The sequence below is a fragment of the Lachnospira sp. CLA-JM-H23 genome (assembly GCF_040096425.1).
Lineage (GTDB): Bacteria > Bacillota > Clostridia > Lachnospirales > Lachnospiraceae > Lachnospira > Lachnospira rogosae.
The window spans coordinates 1-20,334 of record NZ_JBBMET010000007.1; the positions used below are offsets into that span (position 1 = coordinate 1).

A 20,334-nucleotide genomic window follows, 5' to 3' on the forward strand; every position below is an offset into this window, starting at 1 on the left:
GTCTTTCTGTTCAGTTATCAAAGTTCATTGCTTTCAAACTCAGTATTTATCTATGTTTGAGAAGCTTTTGTGTCGCTCATCTCTCGTGGCGACTTGATTATAATATCACTTGTTATTTACTTTGTCAACACTTTTTTACATTTTTTTGAATTTTATTTTAAATTGTTGTAAAAATAATTTAAAACTCACTCATTCTTCATATCAATGCTCTGATTGCAAACAATCAAGTCCATCAAAAACATTCAATAAAGATAATGTAAACTGCATTAACGCTTCTGGTTAAATATTAACCTTGCGAAGCTTTAAGTAAATAACTTTTCATAACCAGCTTAAGAAATCCCATAGAAAAAGCTCGCAACCATATGGTTGTGAGCTTGATCCTGCCAAGCGGAGAAAGAGGGATTTGAACCCTCGCGCCGGTTGCCCGACCTACACCCTTAGCAGGGGCGCCTCTTCAGCCTCTTGAGTATTTCTCCAGATTCCATATATAAACGATTATGAAATTATGCTTTGACGTACTCACGCGTCAATCGCATAGCTGATTATAGCAGAGCATATTATTGTTGTCAATACATTTTTTATTATTCTTTTCTATATTCTTTAATTGCTGTTTCATATAAGTTATTACCTTCGCTGTCTATTACTACGACAACAGGGAAATTCTCAACCTCCAGTTCTCTTATTGCCTCTGTTCCAAGGTCATCATATGCAATAACTGTTGATTTCTTAATACATTTGGAAAGGATAGCACCCGCTCCGCCAACTGCCGCAAAGTATACTGCCCCATTTCTTACAATTGCATCTATTACTGCCTTGCTTCTTTTGCCTTTGCCTATCATTCCCTTAAGTCCAAGGTCTAAAAGGTCTGGTGCATATTTATCCATACGACTTGCAGTTGTTGGACCTGCTGAACCTATTGGTCTTTGTTCTCTGGCTGGTGATGGTCCCATATAATATATTATGTTATTCTTCATATCTATTGGAAGCTGCTCTTTTCTTTCAAGAGCCTCTGCCATTCTCTTATGAGCTGCATCTCTTGCTGTATAGATAGTTCCTGTTATATATACATAATCTCCCGATTTAAGACTTCTTGCATCTTCATCACTTATTGGTGCATTAATATATTTATCCATATTAATCCTCATTTCTGTTATATTAGTCTTTATATACGATGTAAGGCTCACAATGTCAAAATATGTCTATGCCTGCATAAAATAATACTTCTACCTTTTAGATGTGCCTTACATCTATTATATATATTGTTATATAAGCTATTATATTACCCTATGTGCGTGTCTGTTTACGTGACAGCACATATTAACTGCTACTGGAAGACCAGCTATATGTGTTGGGTATGTTTCTATATTTATGGCAAGTGCTGTCTGTGTGCCGCCAAGTCCACCCGGTCCTATTCCTAACTTGTTAATCTTTTCAAGCATTTCCTTCTCAAGTTCATTGACATATGGTACTGGTGAAGGTTCTTCTACATTTCTTGTAAGTGCTTTCTTTGCAAGAAGTGCACACTGTTCAAATGTACCACCAATTCCAACTCCTACTACCATAGGAGGACAAGCGTTAGGACCTGCATCTTTTACTGCTGTTAATATAGCTTCCTTAACACCTTCTATTCCGTCAGCAGGCTTTAACATAAATACCCTGCTCATATTCTCACTTCCAAAGCCCTTAGGTGCAACAGTAATATCTACCTTATCACCTTGTACAATATTGTAATGAATAACTGCCGGTGTGTTGTCTTTGGTATTCTCTCTTATAATAGGGTCTGATACTACTGACTTTCTTAAATATCCGTCAACATATCCCTGACGTACTCCTTCGTTAATGGCATCTGTTATATTACCATTAGTAAAATGTACTTCCTGTCCGACATTTATAAATATAACTGCCATTCCTGTATCCTGACATATAGGAATCATATCATTGCCTGCTATATCAAGATTCTCATTGAGCTGGTTAAGAACCTTCTTTCCTAATGGTGATTCTTCTGTGGCAACTGCATTTTTAAATACATTTTTCATATCATCTGTCAAAAAATGATTGGCTTCTATACACATTTCTTTAATGTTCTGTGTGATTATATCCACATTTAACTCTCTCATATCCACATTCTCCTCTTAATAATTGGTCTGAATAGGCAAAAGCCACCAATTGTAATTGTATACAACTGATGGCTCTTAATTATAATTAATATTATTTATAACTATATTATTTATAATTATATTATTGCTGCTGGTCTTTTTCTGCCGCGTCTAGTAATCTGTAAATTGATTTATCCTGTATGTCCACAGCATCTTCTTGTGTATCTGTTGCAATATTTTCTTCAGAATAACCATTTTCATCACTGGCTTCACTGCCATTCTCATCAGATGGGTTCTTTCTTACTTTGGAAACTGTAGCAACTTTTACACCCTCATCAAGATTAATAAGCTTAACTCCTGATGTTATTCTTCCTAATGTAGATATATCCCTGCATGCAAGTCTGATTATAATTCCCTCAGTTGTAATAAGCATTACTTCTCTTGTATCGTCTACAGCCTTAGCACCTATAACATTACCTGTCTTTTCTGTTATCTTGTAACATTTAACACCTTTGCCACCACGATGCTGTACTGCATACTCATTAATATCAGTCTTCTTACCCATACCATTCTCAGATACGATAAGCATAGTATTACCCTGATTATTAAGCTGTACTCCTACCACTTCATCTGTATCCATAAGATTCATACCTATGACACCCATAGCTGACCTTCCTGTAGGTCTTACGTCTGTTGCCTTAAATCTTATGCACATACCAAGCTTAGTTACCATCATAACTTCTGTTGTATCATCAGTAAGTTTAACTTCAATAAGCTCATCATCATCTCTTAAAGTCATTGCCTGAATTCCATTCTTTCTTATGTTGGCAAATTCTTTGCAAGGTGTCTTCTTAACTATACCATTTTTAGTCGCCATAAACAGATAATCGTCATCTTTGATGTCTTCTATCTTAACTGGAACGACTGCTGTTATAGTTTCGCCCGGTGCAAGCTGTAACAGGTTGATTATAGCTGTTCCTCTGGAGGTTCTTCCTGCTTCTGGGATTTCATAAGCCTTTAACTTATATGCTCGTCCTGTATTAGTGAAAAATGTAAGTACATAGTGTGATGTTGTCATAAACAAATCTTCAATGTAATCTTCTTCAAGTGTCTGCATACCTTTAATTCCCTTGCCACCTCTGTGCTGGCTCTTGAAATTATCCGGTGTCATTCTCTTTACATATCCCATATTAGTACGTGCAATAACACAAGGCTCATCTGGTATAAGATCCTCCATAGAAATATCATACTCATCAAATCCTATAGATGTTCTTCTGTCATCTCCGTATTTGTCTGCTATTATTGATATCTCTGTCTTAATAACTGTAAGAAGCTTATTCTTATCAGCAAGGATTGCCTTATACTCATCAATCTTCTTCTGTAATTCAGCAAGTTCTGCTTCTATCTTGCTTCTTTCCAGACCTGTCAGGGCACGGAGTCTCATATCTACGATAGCCTGTGACTGTGCCTCTGTGAGATTGAACTCTTTCATCAGGCTTTCCCTGGCTGTCTGGACATTTTCCGAACCTCTGATTATTGAGATTACCCTGTCGATATTATCAAGTGCAATTATTAAACCTTCTAATATGTGAGCTCTCTCCTCAGCTTTGTTAAGGTCGTATTTTGTTCTTCTTGTAACAACATCTTCCTGATGCATAAGGTAATATTTAAGCATCTCGTAAAGATTAAGCACCTTAGGCTGGTTATCTACCAGGGCAAGCATAATAACGCCAAATGTATCCTGAAGCTGTGTATGCTTATATAACTGATTAAGAATAATATTAGGATTAACATCTCTTCTTAACTCTATAGCTATTCTCATACCCTCTCTGTCTGACTCATCTCTTAAATCTGTAATTCCGTCAATTCTCTTATCTCTTACAAGCTCAGCAATCTTCTCAATAAGTCTTGCCTTATTAACCATATATGGAAGTTCTGTAACAACAATTCTGTTCTTTCCATTAGTCATAGGCTCAATGTTAGTAACCGCTCTTACCTTAATCTTGGCTCTTCCTGTTCTGTAAGCTTCCTCTATTGCTGTCTTTCCTATAATTGTTCCGCCAGTAGGGAAATCAGGACCTTTGACAATCTCTAATATCTCCTCTAGCGAAGTATCTCTGTTATTCTCTATCTTATTATCAATTATCTTAACTACTGCACCTATTACTTCCCTTAAGTTATGTGGTGGAATATTAGTAGCCATACCAACAGCTATACCTGATGTTCCATTAACTAAAAGGTTAGGATATCTTGATGGAAGAACTGTAGGTTCTTTCTCTGTTTCATCAAAGTTAGGTATAAAATCTACTGTGTCTTTGTTAAGATCTGCTGTCATCTCCATAGAAATTCTGCTAAGTCTAGCTTCTGTATATCGCATCGCAGCAGCTCCATCTCCATCGACAGAACCAAAGTTACCATGTCCATCAACAAGTGGATATCTTGTATTAAAATCCTGGGCAAGCTTAACAAGTGCTTCATATATTGATGAATCACCATGTGGGTGGTATTTACCCATTGTATCACCTACGATACGGGCACACTTTCTATGTGGCTTATCAGGACCATTGTTAAGTTCAACCATAGAATACAATATTCTTCTCTGAACCGGCTTAAGACCATCTCTTACATCAGGCAATGCTCTTGAAGCTATAACGCTCATCGCATAGTCTATGTAATAATCTTTCATAGTCTTTTGCATATCTACTTCCTGAACTTTATCAAAGATATGTTCATCCATTAATATATTTCCTTTCTTTAACACATATAGTAAATATTATTCTGCCTAAATATCGAGATTTTTAACATATTTGGCATTAGTTTCTATAAATTCTCGTCTTGGTTCTACCTTATCACCCATAAGTGTTGAGAATGTAACATCAAGGTCTGCCTCGTCATCCTCTTTCATATCTACTCTTAATAATATTCTCTTATGAGGATCCATAGTTGTATCCCAGAGCTGTTCAGCATCCATTTCACCTAATCCCTTGTAACGCTGAACCTTGTTGTTCTGGTCACGTCCGATTTCAAGCATAATATTATTAAGTTCTTCATCACTGTAGGCATACCATACCTTCTTGTTCTTCTCAACCTTGTAAAGTGGTGGCTGTGCAAGGTATACATGTCCCTGTCTTATAAGCTCAGGCATAAATCTGTAGAAGAATGTAAGAAGCAGTGTTGCGATATGAGCACCATCAACATCGGCATCTGTCATAATAATAATCTTATGATATCTTAATTTGCTTATATCAAAATCTTCGTGTATGCCTGTACCAAAGGCTGTTATCATAGCCTTTATCTCTTCGTTGCCTAATATTCTGTCAAGTCTTGCCTTCTCAACATTTAAAATCTTACCTCTAAGTGGAAGGATTGCCTGTGTTGCACGGCTTCTTGCTGTCTTAGCTGAACCACCGGCTGAATCACCCTCAACGATGTATATCTCGCAGTTCTCAGGGTTCTTATCTGTACAATCTGCAAGCTTTCCTGGAAGTGATGTACTCTCAAGTGCTGTCTTTCTTCTTGTAAGATCTCTTGCTTTTCTTGCAGCCTCTCTTGCTCTTTGTGCAAGAAGTGACTTCTCACATATAGACTTGGCTACTGATGGATTCTGCTCTAAGAATATGCCAAGCTGTTCTGAAACAATGCTGTCAACGGCACTTCTTGCTATAGTATTACCAAGCTTCTGCTTAGTCTGTCCTTCAAACTGAGGGTCTTCAATCTTGACACTTACAATTGCTGTAAGTCCCTCTCTTATATCATCACCTGAAAGGCTCTGGTCGCTGTCTTTTAATATCTTATTCTTTCTTGCATAATCGTTGAAAGTCTTAGTCATAGCATTTCTAAAACCAGCAAGATGTGTACCACCATCAGGTGTCTTTATATTATTAACAAATGTGTCTACAACCTCGTTAAAGCCGTCATTATGCTGGAATGCTACTTCTACCTGTACGTTATCCTTAACACCCTCACAGTATATAACCTGACTATAGAGAGGCTCTTTGCTCTTGTTGATATACTCAACAAATTCCTTGATACCACCCTCATAATGGAAAGTTTCTTCCTGTTCAATACCTTCTCTTAAGTCAGTAAGAACAATCTTAATTCCTTTAGTTAGGAATGCCATCTCTCTTAATCTGTGCTTTAACACATCGTATTCAAATATTGTTGTTTCCTGAAAGATTTCTTTATCAGGTAAAAATGTAACCTTTGTTCCTGTCTGCTCTGCTGGACAATCACCGACAACTCTTAAATCAAAGCATACATTGCCTCTTTCATAGCGCTGTTCATATATATGTCCATTTCTCTTAACTTCAACTTCCATCCATTCTGACAATGCGTTAACTACTGATGCACCAACACCGTGAAGACCACCAGATACCTTGTATCCTCCACCACCGAACTTACCACCGGCGTGAAGCATAGTGTATACAACTTCAATGGCAGGCTTTCCTGTTTCGTGGTTGATATCTACAGGTACTCCTCTGCCATTATCTGTAACCGTTATTGAATTGTCTTTATTAATAAATACCTTAATAACATTACAGTATCCTGCAAGTGCCTCATCTACCGCATTATCTACTATTTCATAAACAAGATGGTGTAATCCTCTTGCAGATGTACTTCCTATGTACATACCAGGTCTTTTTCTAACGGCTTCAAGACCCTTTAATATCTGAATCTGATCTCCACCATAATTCTGCTCTGCCATATTACCTCATTTCTGCAGCCTCATCGCCGCACATTATGTGACTTACTGTTCCATTAGTTACTTTAAATACTTTATTAATATTAATTCTATTATTAATAAATTCGTCCAATCCTGTACAGGTGACTATTGTCTGTATATCTCCTATGCTGTTAAGCAGAAAATTCTGCCTGTTACTGTCAAGCTCAGACAATACATCATCTAACAGTAATATAGGTTTGTCCTTAATAATCTTCTTGACAAGCTCTATCTCTGATAACTTAAGTGATAAAGCTGCTGTACGCTGTTGTCCCTGAGAACCGTATTTCCTGACATCTTTTCCGTTAATGTTAAATACAAGGTCATCTTTGTGCGGCCCTGCACAGGAACATTTATACTTAATATCCTTCTTGCGATACTCTGATAAAGCACTGCCTAATTCATCTTCATTGACAAATGGCACATACTCTACAACAAGCTTTTCACTTCCACCTGTAAGCTTTGAATGTATTTCGCTAATAATAAGATTAAGTTCCCTTATGAACTTTTTTCTGCCTTCTATGATACATTTACCATATCGCTCAAACTGCATATCCCATATATCAAGTGAGCTTATCATCTCCTCTGACGGATTAAATGCCAGTTCTTTTAATAATTTATTTCGCTGTCCAAGTACTTTATTAAAATTAACAAGATTACTAAGATATATTTTATTAAGCTGGCTTAACTCCATATCCATAAAACGTCTTCTCTGCGAAGGTCCGTCCTTAATAATGTTAAGATCCTCAGGCGAAAAAAGCACAACATTAATTATACCAAATAAATCAACAGCTTTCTTTATAGGTATTCCATTAACAGCTATACCTTTTGGCTTATTGCTCTTTAAGTGCATATCAATACGGTAACTTATATCATTCTTAATTACATTAGCTTTAATATGTGACTCAGACTCTCCGAATTTGACTATATCTTTATCTTTGCTTCCCCTGTGTGACTTAGAAGTCGCACAGAAATATATAGATTCTAAAATATTAGTCTTACCCTGTGCGTTATCGCCATATATAATATTGACATTTTTATCAAAATTCATATTCAAAATATCATAATTACGGTAATTTTTTAAATCAAGAGACTCTATTATCACAATTACACCTGCTGTTATTAATTATTTTTAATTAGAAGCTTATTGCCCTCAAATTCTACTATTTCGCCGCCAACAAGCTTTTTGCCTCTCTGTGTCTCGACCTTTCCGTTCACTTTAACAAGTCCGTCCTGAATGACTATCTTGGCTTCAACTCCAGACTCAACAAAGCCTGCGGCTTTAATTGCCTGTCCTAATTTGATGAATTCATCACCATTTCTGATTGTTATTTCTTCCATAATACGCTCCATTTCTAATATTTACCATTAAGCTGTAAAGTTTACTGGAAGTATTAAATATATATAAGACTGTTCTTTATCTCTTATAAAGCAAGGTGCTTTAGGATTAACAAGATAAATATCAACTGTTTCATCATCAATAACTCTTAAAGCATCTAAGAGGAACTTAGGATTAAATCCAATCATTAGATCCTTACCCTCTTTCTCAATATCAATATCTTCGTTAAGAGTACCGATTGCTGAATTAACATTAACCTCTAATGAGCCATCTGTAATATTAATGATAATAGGCTTCTTCTCGCCCTCCTTAATAAGAAGATTAGCTCTGTCTATTGAATCAATAAATTCTTTCTTATTGATAACGACCTTAGTACCATAATCGCTTGAAAGCATCTGGTTAATCTTAAAATATTCTCCTTCAATAAGACGTGATACAACAGTTGTATTATCGAATTCAAATAAAATGTGGTTATTAGTAAAGTATACATTTACCATATTTTCTGCATCAGTAGATAATATCTTACTAATTTCCTGTAAAGTCTTGCCAGGAACAACTACTTTAACGTCATCTGCACGTCCTTCAAGATTGAAGTTTCTAATAGCGATACGGTGTCCATCAAGACCTACAACTTTAAGTACATTATCAGATACTTCAAAAAGTTCACCTGTCATCATCTTGTTGTTGTCGTTAGGTGCAGTAGAGAAAATAGTCTGATTAATTACTTCTCTTAAATTAAACTGGGAAATAGTTATCATTTTATCTTTCTCTATGATAGGTAAATAAGAAAAATCATCTCCGGATTTACCGGCAATATTAAATTTACTCTTCTCACAGGTAATTAAAGATGTGTAATTAGCATCTGTAGTAATAGTAATCTCACTATCTGGAAGTTTTCTTACGATTTCAGAAAATAGCTTAGCATCAATAGCAACTTTACCTTTTTCTATAATCTCGCCTTCAACGATAGTTTCTATACCAAGTTCCATATCGTTACCAGTAAATTTAATAACGTTAGTAGTAGCATCAATAAGAATACATTCAAGAATGTTCATAGTTGTTCTTGTAGGAACGGCTTTCATTACAATACCAACTGCCTTATTCAAATCACTCTTAGAAAATACAAGTTTCATAATTGTTCAAAACTCCTTTCGGTGCCGTAAAGTTAATAACAGGCACATATATAAATATATATAATTCAGTAGTAGTTATAGTAGGGGCTGTGAATATGTTAAAAAGTCATACAAACCCAGTAAATATCAGCATTACACCATAGGATAACCAAGTTATTAGTAACTGTATTGCGTGTTAAAAACAATAAAAAAATGTTGATAAAAAATAAAATGAAAAATTCAAAAAAAAGTTATTAAATTTAATCAACATAAAAAGCACAGGCTATAAACAACATATCAATAATAATATGTGGATAAATCCACAATATGTTGATAACCATGTGGATAACTATGCAAATACAGGTGTACAACTGTTAATAACTCATGAAGGATTTATCTTTTTAATGATAATATCTATGGTATTGCGCATAGAATCATTCTTGACAACTTCCTGAGCTATCTTTTCAGCTCCGTGGATAACTGTTGTATGGTCACGGTTACCGAGAGCCTTACCAACTGCCTGAAGTGGAGCTGTGGTCATCTGACGGCACAGATACATAGCAATCTGGCGTGGATGAACAATGTCAGCTGTACGCTTAGATGATAAAAGGTCATCATATTTGACATTAAAATGGTCTGCAACCGTCTGGATAATAAGTTCAGGGGTTATCTCTTTTTTCGCATCAGGTGAGATAAGATCCTTTAATGTCTGTTCTGCAAATTCCACAGTTATAGGCGTATGTGAAAGCTTAGAAAATGCTGAAAGTTTAGTTAATGCACCTTCAAGCTCCCTGATACTTGACTTGATATGGGTAGCTACATAATCAGAAACTTCATATGGAATATCAAGTCCTGAAATCTCTGCTTTCCTATTAATAATAGCCATCTTAGTTTCATATGTAGGGATCTGTATATCGACAGGAAGTCCCATTTCAAATCGTGTTCTTAATCTTTCGGAGAGAGTTTCCATTTCCTTAGGTGGCTTATCAGAAGATATAACAATCTGCTTGCCGTCCTGATAAAGGGAATTAAAAGTATGGAAGAACTCCTCCTGAGTAGATTCCTTACCTATAATGAACTGTATATCATCAATAAGAAGAACATCTATATTACGGTAACGGTTTCTGAATGCAGCATTGCCTTTTTCTGCATTCTCTTTATTACGGATTGCATCAATAAGTTCGTTAGTAAATGTTTCACTTGTTACATACAACACCTTCTTGGAAGGATTGTTTTCTATTATAAAATGTGCTATTGCCTGCATAAGATGCGTCTTACCAAGTCCAACACCTCCATATATAAACAGAGGGTTATATACTTCCCCCGGTGATTCAGCAACAGCTAAAGACGCCGCATGGGCAAGGTTATTGTTATTACCTACTACGAATGTTTCAAATGTGTAGTTAGGATTAAGATTAAGAGAAATATTCTTATTAGGAGAACTCTCCTGTGCTGTCTTTTTAGCAGTTTCTTCATTTAAAGTATCTTCTGAAATAATTCTTAATTTATAATCTTTTTTCATAATCTCACTAATGGTTACTTCGAGAAATTTAAGATACCTTTTTTCAACATAGTTAGCAGACATCTGTGTGTCTGAAAGAAGAGTTATTTCATTATCACTGACTGAAATAACCTGAAGCGGCTTAATAAATGTTGTAAAAGAAAGGTTCTGTATATCACATTCGTTCTTAAAGGTGTTAAGAATTAAATCCCAGTTATTAATAATTTCGTTCATATTATTCGCCTTTCTGGCAGTATTAGAATGATTACAACATTCCTTTATAATCATAAAGCATTTAAGTGTTTTTTTCAACAGAATTGTGGATAACTTTTAAAAAATAAGGTATTGTAAACATGCTGTGTATAAGTTTATGCAGTTGAAAAATGTCGAAAATACGCAATTTGTCAAGAAAATTATAGAGTTAACCACAATATCCATGAGAGTTATGCACAAGTTTTGCACAATATGTTGATAACTCGGTATAAGCTGTTGATATCTGTGTATAAATCCACATGATTAAAAAAACGTCAAAAAAAGTTATGTTTTGCTTGACTTTGCTATATATTGCGAATATAATTAGAACGATGTTTTAAAAAAAAGTGCTTAAGCACATTGAAACTTGAAGAATATTCTTACCATATATAATAATGGTAGTGAAGGAGGTGCATAGATTATGAAGATGACATTTCAGCCTAAGACAAGACAGAGATCTAAGGTTCACGGTTTTAGATCAAGAATGAGTACTCCAGGTGGAAGAAAAGTTTTAGCAGCAAGAAGAGCAAAGGGAAGAAAGAGACTTTCAGCTTAATTGATTTTACAGCAGATGAGTACGTCAGTATTCATCTGCTTTTTTCTTTATTATTATATTTATTGTAAATGAATTGCTTAAATGAGTTATTTATTAGAAATAATTCATTTATTGAAGATTAACCAGAATTTAATTTAAACAAATAATTATATGGTGGAGTGTTTATGAAGTACAAAGATTTTGAAACATTGAAGAAAAATGAAGATTTTAAAAAGGTATACAACAAAAGAAACTCTTACGCAAACAGAGAGTTAATTATGTATATCAGCAAGAACGGAACGGATACGAAAAGACTCGGTGTATCTGTGAGCAAGAAAGTCGGGAATAGTATTGTCCGACACAGACTGGCCAGATTAGTAAGAGAAGCCTTCAGGCTTAACACTAATCATATACCTGATGGCATAGATGTAGTAGTTGTTGTCAAGGCTGGTCTTAAAGACAAGGGTTATACAGAAACTTGTAAATCAATGATTCATCTTTTAAAGCTTCATAATATGTATAGGTAGATTATAATGGGAAAGAAGATAGTTATTAAACTTATTAGATTTTATCAACTGGTGCTGTCGCCATATAAAGGAAGAAGTTACTGTAATTATGTTCCTTCGTGTTCCCAGTATGCAGTAGAAGCTATAGATATGTATGGAGTTATATTAGGTGGATGGTTGGCATTTAAAAGAATATTAAGATGTAATCCTTTTCATAAGGGAGGATTTGATCCTGTACCTATTGGTAAATATAAAAGAAAAAGATTACATTAATAACCAGGAGGTTCGATTTGTTTAATGCAATTATTATGCCAATAGCTAAGGTGTTAGGTTATATATTTAACCTTTTATTTGAAGCTTTGAGCTTTTTACACATTGGAAATGTAGCTGTTGCAATCGTATTATTTACAATTATTGTTAAGCTTTGTATGCTTCCACTTAGTATTAAACAGCAGAAGCTTACTAAGCTTAATGCAGTAATGAGTCCGGAAATTAAGGCAATTAATGCCAAATATAAGGACAAAAGAGATGATCAGAATGCAATGATGAAGATGCAGGAAGAGACTAAGGCTGTATATGAGAAGTATGGCGTTTCACAGATGGGTGGATGCGTACAGATGCTTATACAGATGCCTATCCTTTTGGCATTATACCAGGTATTCAGATTTATCCCTCTTTATATTTCACAGTTAAAGAACTTATTTATAGCATTTCTTAAAGATAACGGCGGTATTATGGCTGTTGATGGTTATGCAGATACTATGAAGCAGTTCGGTGAGAATATAGACTGGACTAATGTTGATACAGCAATCACAGAGATTAATAAGTTCAGTGCTGATAAGTGGGAAGCTTTAAGAAATGCTTTCCCTGCATTTAGCGATACAATAGCTAACAGCCACTCAAGTCTTGAACATATGAATACATTTTTGGGTATTAATATGTCACAGGAACCAGGATTTGGATTTACACTTGCAATCCTTATACCTATCCTTGCTGGTGTAACACAGTTCATAAGTGTAAAGGTTGCTCAGTCTGGACAGAATACAGAAGTTGATGACGATAACCCAATGGCAGCATCAATGAAGATGACAATGTACATTATGCCATTGATGTCAGCATTTATCGCAATTTCAGTACCAGCAGGTCTTGGTCTTTACTGGATAGCTACAGCAGTTGTTCAGACAATTATTACTGTATTTATCAATCGTTACTATGACAAGCTTGGTGCGGACGAGATTGTAAAACGTAATGTAGAAAAGCGTAATAAGAAGCGTGCGAAGAAGGGTCTTCCACCAGAAAAGATAGCTAAAAATGCTACAACAAGCACTAAGAATATGTCTGCCAGCAGAGAAAAGGCTGTAAAGTCTTTAGAGCAGATTAAGGCTGAGAATGAAAAGAAGGTTCAGGAAATAAAAGAATCATCTAAGTATTATAAGACAGCTAAGCCAGGAAGCCTTGCAGAAAAGGCTGGAATGGTTGCCAAGTATAATGAGAAGAATACTAAGAATGGCGGCAAGAAGAATTAGTGTATACAGAGCAGATTAAAAAAGTAACAGACAATATTTTATAATTAGATAGTGAGGGCAAAACAATGGAATATATTGAAGTTACAGGTAGGACAATAGATGACGCACTTACTAATGCGTGTCTTAAGCTTGAAACAACAAGCGATAACATTGAATATGAAGTTATTGAAAAAGGAAGCAACGGTTTATTCGGTATTTTTAATTCAAAGCCAACAAAGATTAAGGCAAGAGTTAAGGCTGGTGTAGGTTCAGTAGATGATGAATTTAGCAAGTTAGAAGCTAAAGAAAAGAAGTCAATTGATGACACAATCAAGAGTGAGATTAAGGTCGAATCTAAGAAAGAAGTTGTTAAAGAGACAGAAAAGGCTGTTAAGAAAGAAACAGCTCCTAAGGCAGATAATTCAAAGGTAAGTGCAACACAGGCAGTTAATGCCAGTGAAGAAGATTTAGAAGAAAAAGCTAACAACAATGAACCAAGACCAGTATTATCTAATGAAGAAATCGAATCAAGAATAAGAACATTTCTTGGTGATATGTTCAGTGCAATGGATATTCCGGTTGAAGTAAAGATAACATTCGATACAGAAGAAGAATGTGTCAATGTTGAACTTATTGGCGAGAATATGGGACTTCTTATCGGTAAGAGAGGACAGACACTTGACTCAATCCAGTATCTTACAAGTCTTGTACTTAACAAGGGTAAAGAAAAGTATGTAAGAATTAAGGTTGATACAGAGAATTACAGACAGAGAAGAAAAGATACTCTTGAATCACTTGCAAAGAATATTGCATACAAGGTTAAGAGAAGCAGACGCTCAGTTGCACTTGAGCCAATGAACCCATATGAGAGAAGAATAATTCACTCAGCATTACAGGGTGATAAGTTCGTATCTACAAAGAGTGAAGGTGAAGAACCATTCAGACACGTCGTTGTATATCTTGACAGAGAGAAGGCTGGCAATAACAGATATTCAGAGCACAGATACTCAGATAACAATAGATATTCAAGATAATATGTTTTAATTTAAAGATTGCTGTGGTATTATTACAACAGCAATCTTTATTTTTAAATAGCAGGAAATTATTACGATAATTTAGAAGGGAATATGTAGTATGGAGCAGACAATAGCGGCAATATCGACAAGCACAATGTCTAGTGGCGGAATAAGCATAGTAAGAATAAGCGGAGAAAATGCAATAAGTGTTGCAGATACAATATTTGAAGCTAAGAATAATAAAAAGTTATCAAAAGCAGACAGCCACACAATTCACTATGGCGTGATAAAAGATGGTGATGAGGTGATTGATGAGGTGCTTGTATCAGTAATGAAAGCTCCTAATACATATACAAGAGAAGATGTGATAGAGATTAACTGTCACGGAGGAATACTTGTAACAAGAAAAGTATTAGATACAGTGTTAAAGAATGGTGCAAGACCTGCTGAGCCTGGTGAGTTTACTAAGAGGGCATTTCTTAATGGACGCATTGATTTATCTCAGGCGGAAGCGGTTATAGATATTATTAATGCAAGAAATGATTATGCACTTAAATCATCAGTTAATCAATTAGGCGGAAGATTATCAGAGAAAATCACAGCTATCAGGGAAGTAATACTTGATAATGTAGCATTTATTGAGTCTGCATTAGATGATCCAGAACATTTTGATATTAATGATAATGTTGATAAAATGACAAAAGATGTGGATAACTGTGTGGATAAGGTTGATAAATTGTTGAAAACTTCCGACAATGGCCGTATTATGCGGGATGGAATAAGGACAGTAATATTGGGGAAAACTAACGCGGGTAAGTCAAGCCTTTTAAATGCGCTTGCGAAAGAGGAACGTGCGATAGTTACAGATATAGAGGGAACAACAAGAGATGTTCTTGAAGAACAGATTAATCTGTCAGGAATTACGCTTAATCTTATTGATACAGCGGGAATAAGAAAGACAGATGATTATGTGGAGAATATAGGTGTTAATAAAGCTAAGAAATATGCCTCAGAGGCAGATTTGATTATATTTGTCATAGATGCTTCAAGACCACTGGATAATAATGATTACGAGATTATGGACCTTATTATGAATAAAAAGGTACTTGTATTATTGAATAAATCGGATATACAGGCGGTTGTCACCAAAGAAGATATATTGAAGCATTTGTCGTGTAATGTAATATCAGTATCAGCTAAAGAAGAAACTGGTATTGACGATCTGGAAAATGAAATTAAAAATATGTTCTTTAACGGCGAGATAGAAACTAACGAAGAAATATATATAACTAACCTCAGACATAAAAATCTTTTAAGAGAGGCGTTAGAAAGCCTTAAGCTTGTTAAAGGTGGAATAGAGGCAGGAGTAAGCGAAGATTTTTTAACTATTGATATGATGAATGCTTATGAGAAGCTTGGTCTTATCATTGGTGAGGAAGTCGAGGACGACCTTGCAGACAGGATATTCGAGAAGTTCTGTATGGGTAAATAGTGTCAGGTTGTATAAAGTGTAATTGATTATATAAAGTATATTTAATTATATTAAAGATATTGATAAATATATAAGTATATATATGTAAAGTTATTAAAGAAATGTAGTAAAAGTTACATAGAAAGGTTAAGGTTATGCCTAATATTAAAGAAACTTATGATGTAATAGTTGTTGGTGCGGGACATGCAGGATGCGAGGCAGCTCTTGCAAGTGCCAGACTTGGACTTGAAACAATTATATTTACTGTCAGTGTTGAGAGCATTGCAATGATGCCTTGTAATCCTAATATTGGAGGAAGTTCTAAAGGACATCTTGTAAGGGAGATAGACGCTCTCGGTGGTGAGATGGGTAAGAATATAGATGCAACATTTATTCAGTCAAAAATGCTTAATGCCTCAAAAGGCCCGGCAGTTCACTCATTGAGGGCACAGGCAGATAAGTCTGATTACAGCAGGCGGATGAGATGCGTGCTTGAGAATACAGATCATCTTCATATAAAGCAGGCAGAGGTGTCTGAGATAATAGTTGAGGACGGTGTTATAAAGGGCGTTAAGACTGTGTCGGGTGCTGTATATGAGGCTGAATCAGTTGTATTATGTACAGGTGTATATCTTAAGGCAAGGTGTATATACGGCGATGTAAGCTACCATACAGGTCCTAACGGACTTCAGGCGGCTAATCATTTAACAGATTCACTTATTAAAAATGGAATTGAGATAAGAAGATTTAAGACAGGTACACCAGCAAGAGTTGATAAGCGTTCAGTTGATTTTAGTAAGATGACAGAGCAATTTGGTGATAAGAGAGTAGTTCCATTTTCATTTGAAACAGACCCTGAGTCAGTTCAGAAGGAACAGGTAAGCTGCTGGCTTACTTACACTAATGAGGATACACATAAGATAATAAAAGATAATATTGACCGTTCACCTCTTTATTCAGGAGATATACAGGGAACAGGTCCTAGATACTGTCCATCTATTGAAGACAAGGTAGTAAGATTTGCTGATAAGGACAGACATCAGGTATTCATTGAGCCAGAAGGCTTATACACTAATGAAATGTATCTTGGCGGAATGAGCAGTTCAATGCCAGAGGACGTCCAGTATGCAATGTATAGAACCGTACCGGGGCTTGAAAATGTAAGAATTGTCCGTAATGCTTATGCTATTGAATATGATTGTATAAGTGCAATACAGCTCAAATCTTCACTTGAATTCAAGAAGATTAAAGGTTTATTTGCAGGTGGACAGTTTAATGGAAGTTCAGGTTATGAGGAAGCTGCAGCACAGGGGATAATAGCGGGTATTAATGCAGCACTATATGTTAAGGGAAAAGAACCTCTTATACTTGACCGTTCAGAAAGTTATATAGGTGTGCTTATAGATGACCTTGTAACTAAGGAATCATTTGAGCCATACAGAATGATGACTTCAAGAGCAGAATACAGGCTTTTATTAAGACAGGACAATGCTGATATAAGACTTAGCAAATATGGTTATGAAGTCGGACTTATATCTAAGGAAAGATATGACAAGCTTCAGTTAAAGATTAAGCTTATAGACGAGGAAATTGAGAGAGTAAAGGCTGTTAATATAGGAACCAGCAGTAATGTTCAGGACCTTTTAAGAGAAAATGGAAGCACTGAGCTTTTAACAGGTGTTACTCTTGCAGAATTAATTAAAAGACCGGAGCTTTCTTATGAAGTGCTTGCACCAATTGATAAAGACCGTACAGAGCTTCCTTGGGATGTTAAGGAGCAGGTTAATATTAATCTTAAGTATGAAGGTTATATAAGCCGTCAGATGCGTCAGGTAGAGCATTTTAAGAAGCTTGAGAAGAAGATAATACCAGACGGGCTTGATTATTATGCAATCAATGGATTAAGAAAAGAAGCTATGCAGAAGCTTGATAAGTTCAATCCAAGGTCAATAGGACAGGCATCAAGAATATCTGGTGTATCACCAGCAGATATATCGGTGCTTCTTGTGTATCTGGAGAGCTATAGAAGAAATAATAATTAATATAAAATATATTATACCAGGGGCAAAAGGTCTAAAACTATATGGGCTTGCTCATAGTTGGTGCTTTTTCCCTCAACATCAATATATATGATAGAAATTATTATATAGTAAAAAATGTTAGTGTATTAGAGGAGAAATTATGCCAAGTGCTATATTTAAAAGAAATTTAGAGAGCATAAATGTAGAATTATCGGATAAACAGATTGAACAGCTTGATAAGTATTATGAAATTCTAGTTGAGTGGAATAGTTTTATGAATCTAACGGGAATTACAGAATACGAGGAAGTTATGTTAAAGCATTACCTTGATAGTCTTGTATTAAGACTGCCTATAGATGGAAGTAACCTCAATATTAAGCTTATTGATGTGGGAACAGGGGCAGGATTTCCAGGACTTCCATTAAAGATAGCTTATCCTGATACAGAGGTTGTGCTATTTGATTCTCTTAATAAAAGAATTAAATTCCTTGATGAAGTTATCGCACAGTTAGGCTTAAAAGGAATAAGCACAGTTCACGGACGAGCTGAGGATGGTGGAAAGTCTAAAGAATTAAGAGAACAATTTGATGTCAGTGTATCAAGGGCAGTCGCTGATTTATCAGTGCTTGCAGAATATAATCTTCCATTTGTTAAGGTTGGTGGATATTTTGTTGCATACAAATCAGGTGAGATTGATGAGGAGCTTGAGAAGTCTAAGAAAGCTATATTAATACTTGGAGGGCAGATTGAGAAAGTTGACAAATTCAAATTGCCTGAAACGGATATTGAGAGGTCACTTGTATATATAAAGAAGGTTAAGAATACGCCTAAGAAATTCCCGAGAAAAGCGGGATTACCTGTTAAAGAGCCGATAGGGTGATTGAATTAAAATAATATTTTATTGTGGTAGTTTGTTATATAGAATAATACATATGTCCGATTTATTCAAAGTATTGATTAAGTAATAAGTTGTAGAGATAAAATATATTGTATGTCTGATTTATTCAATAACATATTATATATAAGATATTATATATAAAATATTATATATGAAAATACCTGTTAAAACAGTTAGGTGTGTTAGAAATTAGTTCTAATGTATATTTCTGTTTTAGCAGGTATTTTTATATATCTATGGCAGAAATTATTTAAGTTACTTAAACATAAATTTCATTTTCTTGCCAAACATATTTACAATAGTAGAAATTATTTAGGTTACTTAAACCATATTCATAAATTCAGACTGAGTGATATCTACAATAGTAGAAATTATCTTAAATATCAAAAATAGGTGTCACGCACCAATTTACATATCCAGGAAAATATCAGCCTGTTTGGCAAATTCTACAGGTTGTTCTATCTGTGGAAGATTCTTGCTGTTCTTAATCTCAACAACTTCTATTGCAGGGTTAAGATAAAGATACTCTGATACAGAAGTATCCTTGCTGTTCTCGCCAGTTATTATATATATGCAGTTATCAATATCAGATACGGCTTTGGCAATTGAGGCAGTAGTAAAATTGCATTCTGTGCTTGCAAAAAGAAATTTGCTTGAAGCTCCAGAAAGATGTGCATTTTCATAATAAGCATTAAGGTAATCAACAGGAACTATTCCGTTGTCGAATACATTTTTGGAAAGAATATTATTCAGGCGGTCTTTTCGCATACATATATTGTATATAGTAGTCCCAATTACAGGTATATCAAGAAGTCTGCGTCTTATGCCAGCACGTCTGCCAGGTACGGCTTTGGCTTTAGATACAGCCTTAGGACTTACAAGAATTATTTTATTATATAAATCTTTCTTGATATATACTGAACTTATGACCATAGGAGCGGAGTCGCCGGTTGCTATTATATCTGTCTTTTTGCCAATTACATTTGTTATAAAATCATTTAAAAGCTGTGTATACATATAAGTTGTATATGTTATCTGTGGTTTATCAGAATGTCCACAACCTAATAAATCAACAACATACAGATGATGTTTCTTGGATAAATAATGGACTGTATTATCCCATTCGTAGCCAGAGCTATAAGACTTCAAATCGTGAATTAAGAGGAGTGGAGGATTGTCGTAATTGCCATATGTGGAATATGCAATATTGCCAAATTTCCAGCTATAGGTGTGTTTAACAGTTTTGCCGGTATAATTATTAATTGTTGCTGATTCAAATATAAATTTATTAATAATGTGTGAGGTTGTTACAACGGCTGTTCCCATACCAACCGCAAGCCCCAGTTTCTGCCATTTATTCAT

Annotated in this window: 17 protein-coding genes and 1 tRNA gene; 8 read left to right on the plus strand and 10 right to left on the minus strand. The window is 35.1% G+C overall.

What is annotated here, in order from left to right; all coding sequences use genetic code 11:
• Window positions 1-388: 388 nt before the first annotated feature.
• The 9 genes from WMO42_RS09720 to dnaA form a co-directional block, all read right to left on the minus strand.
• Window positions 389-476: transfer RNA gene (locus WMO42_RS09720), tRNA-Ser, on the minus strand.
• A 105-nt stretch (window positions 477-581) separates the two neighbouring features.
• Window positions 582-1,145, minus strand: coding sequence for a Fe-S-containing hydro-lyase (locus tag WMO42_RS09725; protein WP_082421671.1), 564 nt, complete (start codon window positions 1,143-1,145; stop codon window positions 582-584).
• 129 nt (window positions 1,146-1,274) lie between these two features.
• Window positions 1,275-2,117: a fumarate hydratase gene (locus WMO42_RS09730; protein ID WP_055307004.1), complete on the minus strand. Its 843-nt coding sequence runs from the start codon at window positions 2,115-2,117 to the stop codon at window positions 1,275-1,277.
• A gap of 121 nt (window positions 2,118-2,238) precedes the next feature.
• Window positions 2,239-4,833, minus strand: coding sequence for a DNA gyrase subunit A (gene gyrA / locus WMO42_RS09735; protein WP_055307003.1), 2,595 nt, complete (start codon window positions 4,831-4,833; stop codon window positions 2,239-2,241).
• A gap of 45 nt (window positions 4,834-4,878) precedes the next feature.
• The gene (gene gyrB / locus WMO42_RS09740; RefSeq protein WP_349192175.1) at window positions 4,879-6,801 is read right to left on the minus strand and encodes a DNA topoisomerase (ATP-hydrolyzing) subunit B; all 1,923 of its coding nucleotides are present in this window, start codon (window positions 6,799-6,801) and stop codon (window positions 4,879-4,881) included.
• A gap of 1 nt (window position 6,802) precedes the next feature.
• Window positions 6,803-7,921 (minus strand): DNA replication/repair protein RecF, encoded by a 1,119-nt coding sequence (gene recF, locus WMO42_RS09745; protein WP_022501175.1) that lies wholly within the window; start codon window positions 7,919-7,921, stop codon window positions 6,803-6,805.
• Between the two features lie 17 nt (window positions 7,922-7,938).
• Window positions 7,939-8,157: an RNA-binding S4 domain-containing protein gene (locus tag WMO42_RS09750; protein ID WP_022501176.1), complete on the minus strand. Its 219-nt coding sequence runs from the start codon at window positions 8,155-8,157 to the stop codon at window positions 7,939-7,941.
• A gap of 27 nt (window positions 8,158-8,184) precedes the next feature.
• Window positions 8,185-9,288 (minus strand): DNA polymerase III subunit beta, encoded by a 1,104-nt coding sequence (gene dnaN / locus WMO42_RS09755; protein ID WP_055307002.1) that lies wholly within the window; start codon window positions 9,286-9,288, stop codon window positions 8,185-8,187.
• A 361-nt stretch (window positions 9,289-9,649) separates the two neighbouring features.
• On the minus strand, window positions 9,650-11,002 hold the full coding sequence (gene dnaA / locus WMO42_RS09760) for a chromosomal replication initiator protein DnaA (RefSeq protein ID WP_022501178.1): 1,353 nt from the start codon (window positions 11,000-11,002) through the stop codon (window positions 9,650-9,652).
• Window positions 11,003-11,441: 439 nt separating this feature from the next.
• Between dnaA and rpmH the strand changes: the two genes are divergently transcribed.
• From rpmH to rsmG, 8 genes are all read left to right on the plus strand, one after another.
• Window positions 11,442-11,576, plus strand: coding sequence for a 50S ribosomal protein L34 (gene rpmH, locus WMO42_RS09765; protein WP_022203928.1), 135 nt, complete (start codon window positions 11,442-11,444; stop codon window positions 11,574-11,576).
• A gap of 164 nt (window positions 11,577-11,740) precedes the next feature.
• Window positions 11,741-12,082, plus strand: a complete 342-nt coding sequence (rnpA, locus tag WMO42_RS09770) for a ribonuclease P protein component (protein ID WP_055177335.1) — start codon at window positions 11,741-11,743, stop codon at window positions 12,080-12,082.
• Window positions 12,083-12,088: 6 nt separating this feature from the next.
• Entirely contained in the window at window positions 12,089-12,334 is a 246-nt protein-coding gene (gene yidD, locus WMO42_RS09775; protein ID WP_055177337.1) for a membrane protein insertion efficiency factor YidD, read from the plus strand.
• Between the two features lie 17 nt (window positions 12,335-12,351).
• Window positions 12,352-13,587: a YidC/Oxa1 family membrane protein insertase gene (gene yidC / locus WMO42_RS09780; RefSeq protein WP_055177340.1), complete on the plus strand. Its 1,236-nt coding sequence runs from the start codon at window positions 12,352-12,354 to the stop codon at window positions 13,585-13,587.
• 65 nt (window positions 13,588-13,652) lie between these two features.
• The gene (gene jag / locus WMO42_RS09785) at window positions 13,653-14,600 is read left to right on the plus strand and encodes an RNA-binding cell elongation regulator Jag/EloR (RefSeq protein WP_349192177.1); all 948 of its coding nucleotides are present in this window, start codon (window positions 13,653-13,655) and stop codon (window positions 14,598-14,600) included.
• A 100-nt stretch (window positions 14,601-14,700) separates the two neighbouring features.
• The gene (gene mnmE, locus WMO42_RS09790) at window positions 14,701-16,074 is read left to right on the plus strand and encodes a tRNA uridine-5-carboxymethylaminomethyl(34) synthesis GTPase MnmE (protein ID WP_116444301.1); all 1,374 of its coding nucleotides are present in this window, start codon (window positions 14,701-14,703) and stop codon (window positions 16,072-16,074) included.
• A gap of 134 nt (window positions 16,075-16,208) precedes the next feature.
• On the plus strand, window positions 16,209-18,095 hold the full coding sequence (mnmG, locus tag WMO42_RS09795; RefSeq protein WP_022501184.1) for a tRNA uridine-5-carboxymethylaminomethyl(34) synthesis enzyme MnmG: 1,887 nt from the start codon (window positions 16,209-16,211) through the stop codon (window positions 18,093-18,095).
• Between the two features lie 139 nt (window positions 18,096-18,234).
• Window positions 18,235-18,954: a 16S rRNA (guanine(527)-N(7))-methyltransferase RsmG gene (gene rsmG / locus WMO42_RS09800; protein WP_349192179.1), complete on the plus strand. Its 720-nt coding sequence runs from the start codon at window positions 18,235-18,237 to the stop codon at window positions 18,952-18,954.
• A 426-nt stretch (window positions 18,955-19,380) separates the two neighbouring features.
• On the opposite strand, the gene WMO42_RS09805 is transcribed toward rsmG, so the two are convergent.
• The gene (locus tag WMO42_RS09805; RefSeq protein WP_055177354.1) at window positions 19,381-20,334 is read right to left on the minus strand and encodes an alpha/beta fold hydrolase; all 954 of its coding nucleotides are present in this window, start codon (window positions 20,332-20,334) and stop codon (window positions 19,381-19,383) included.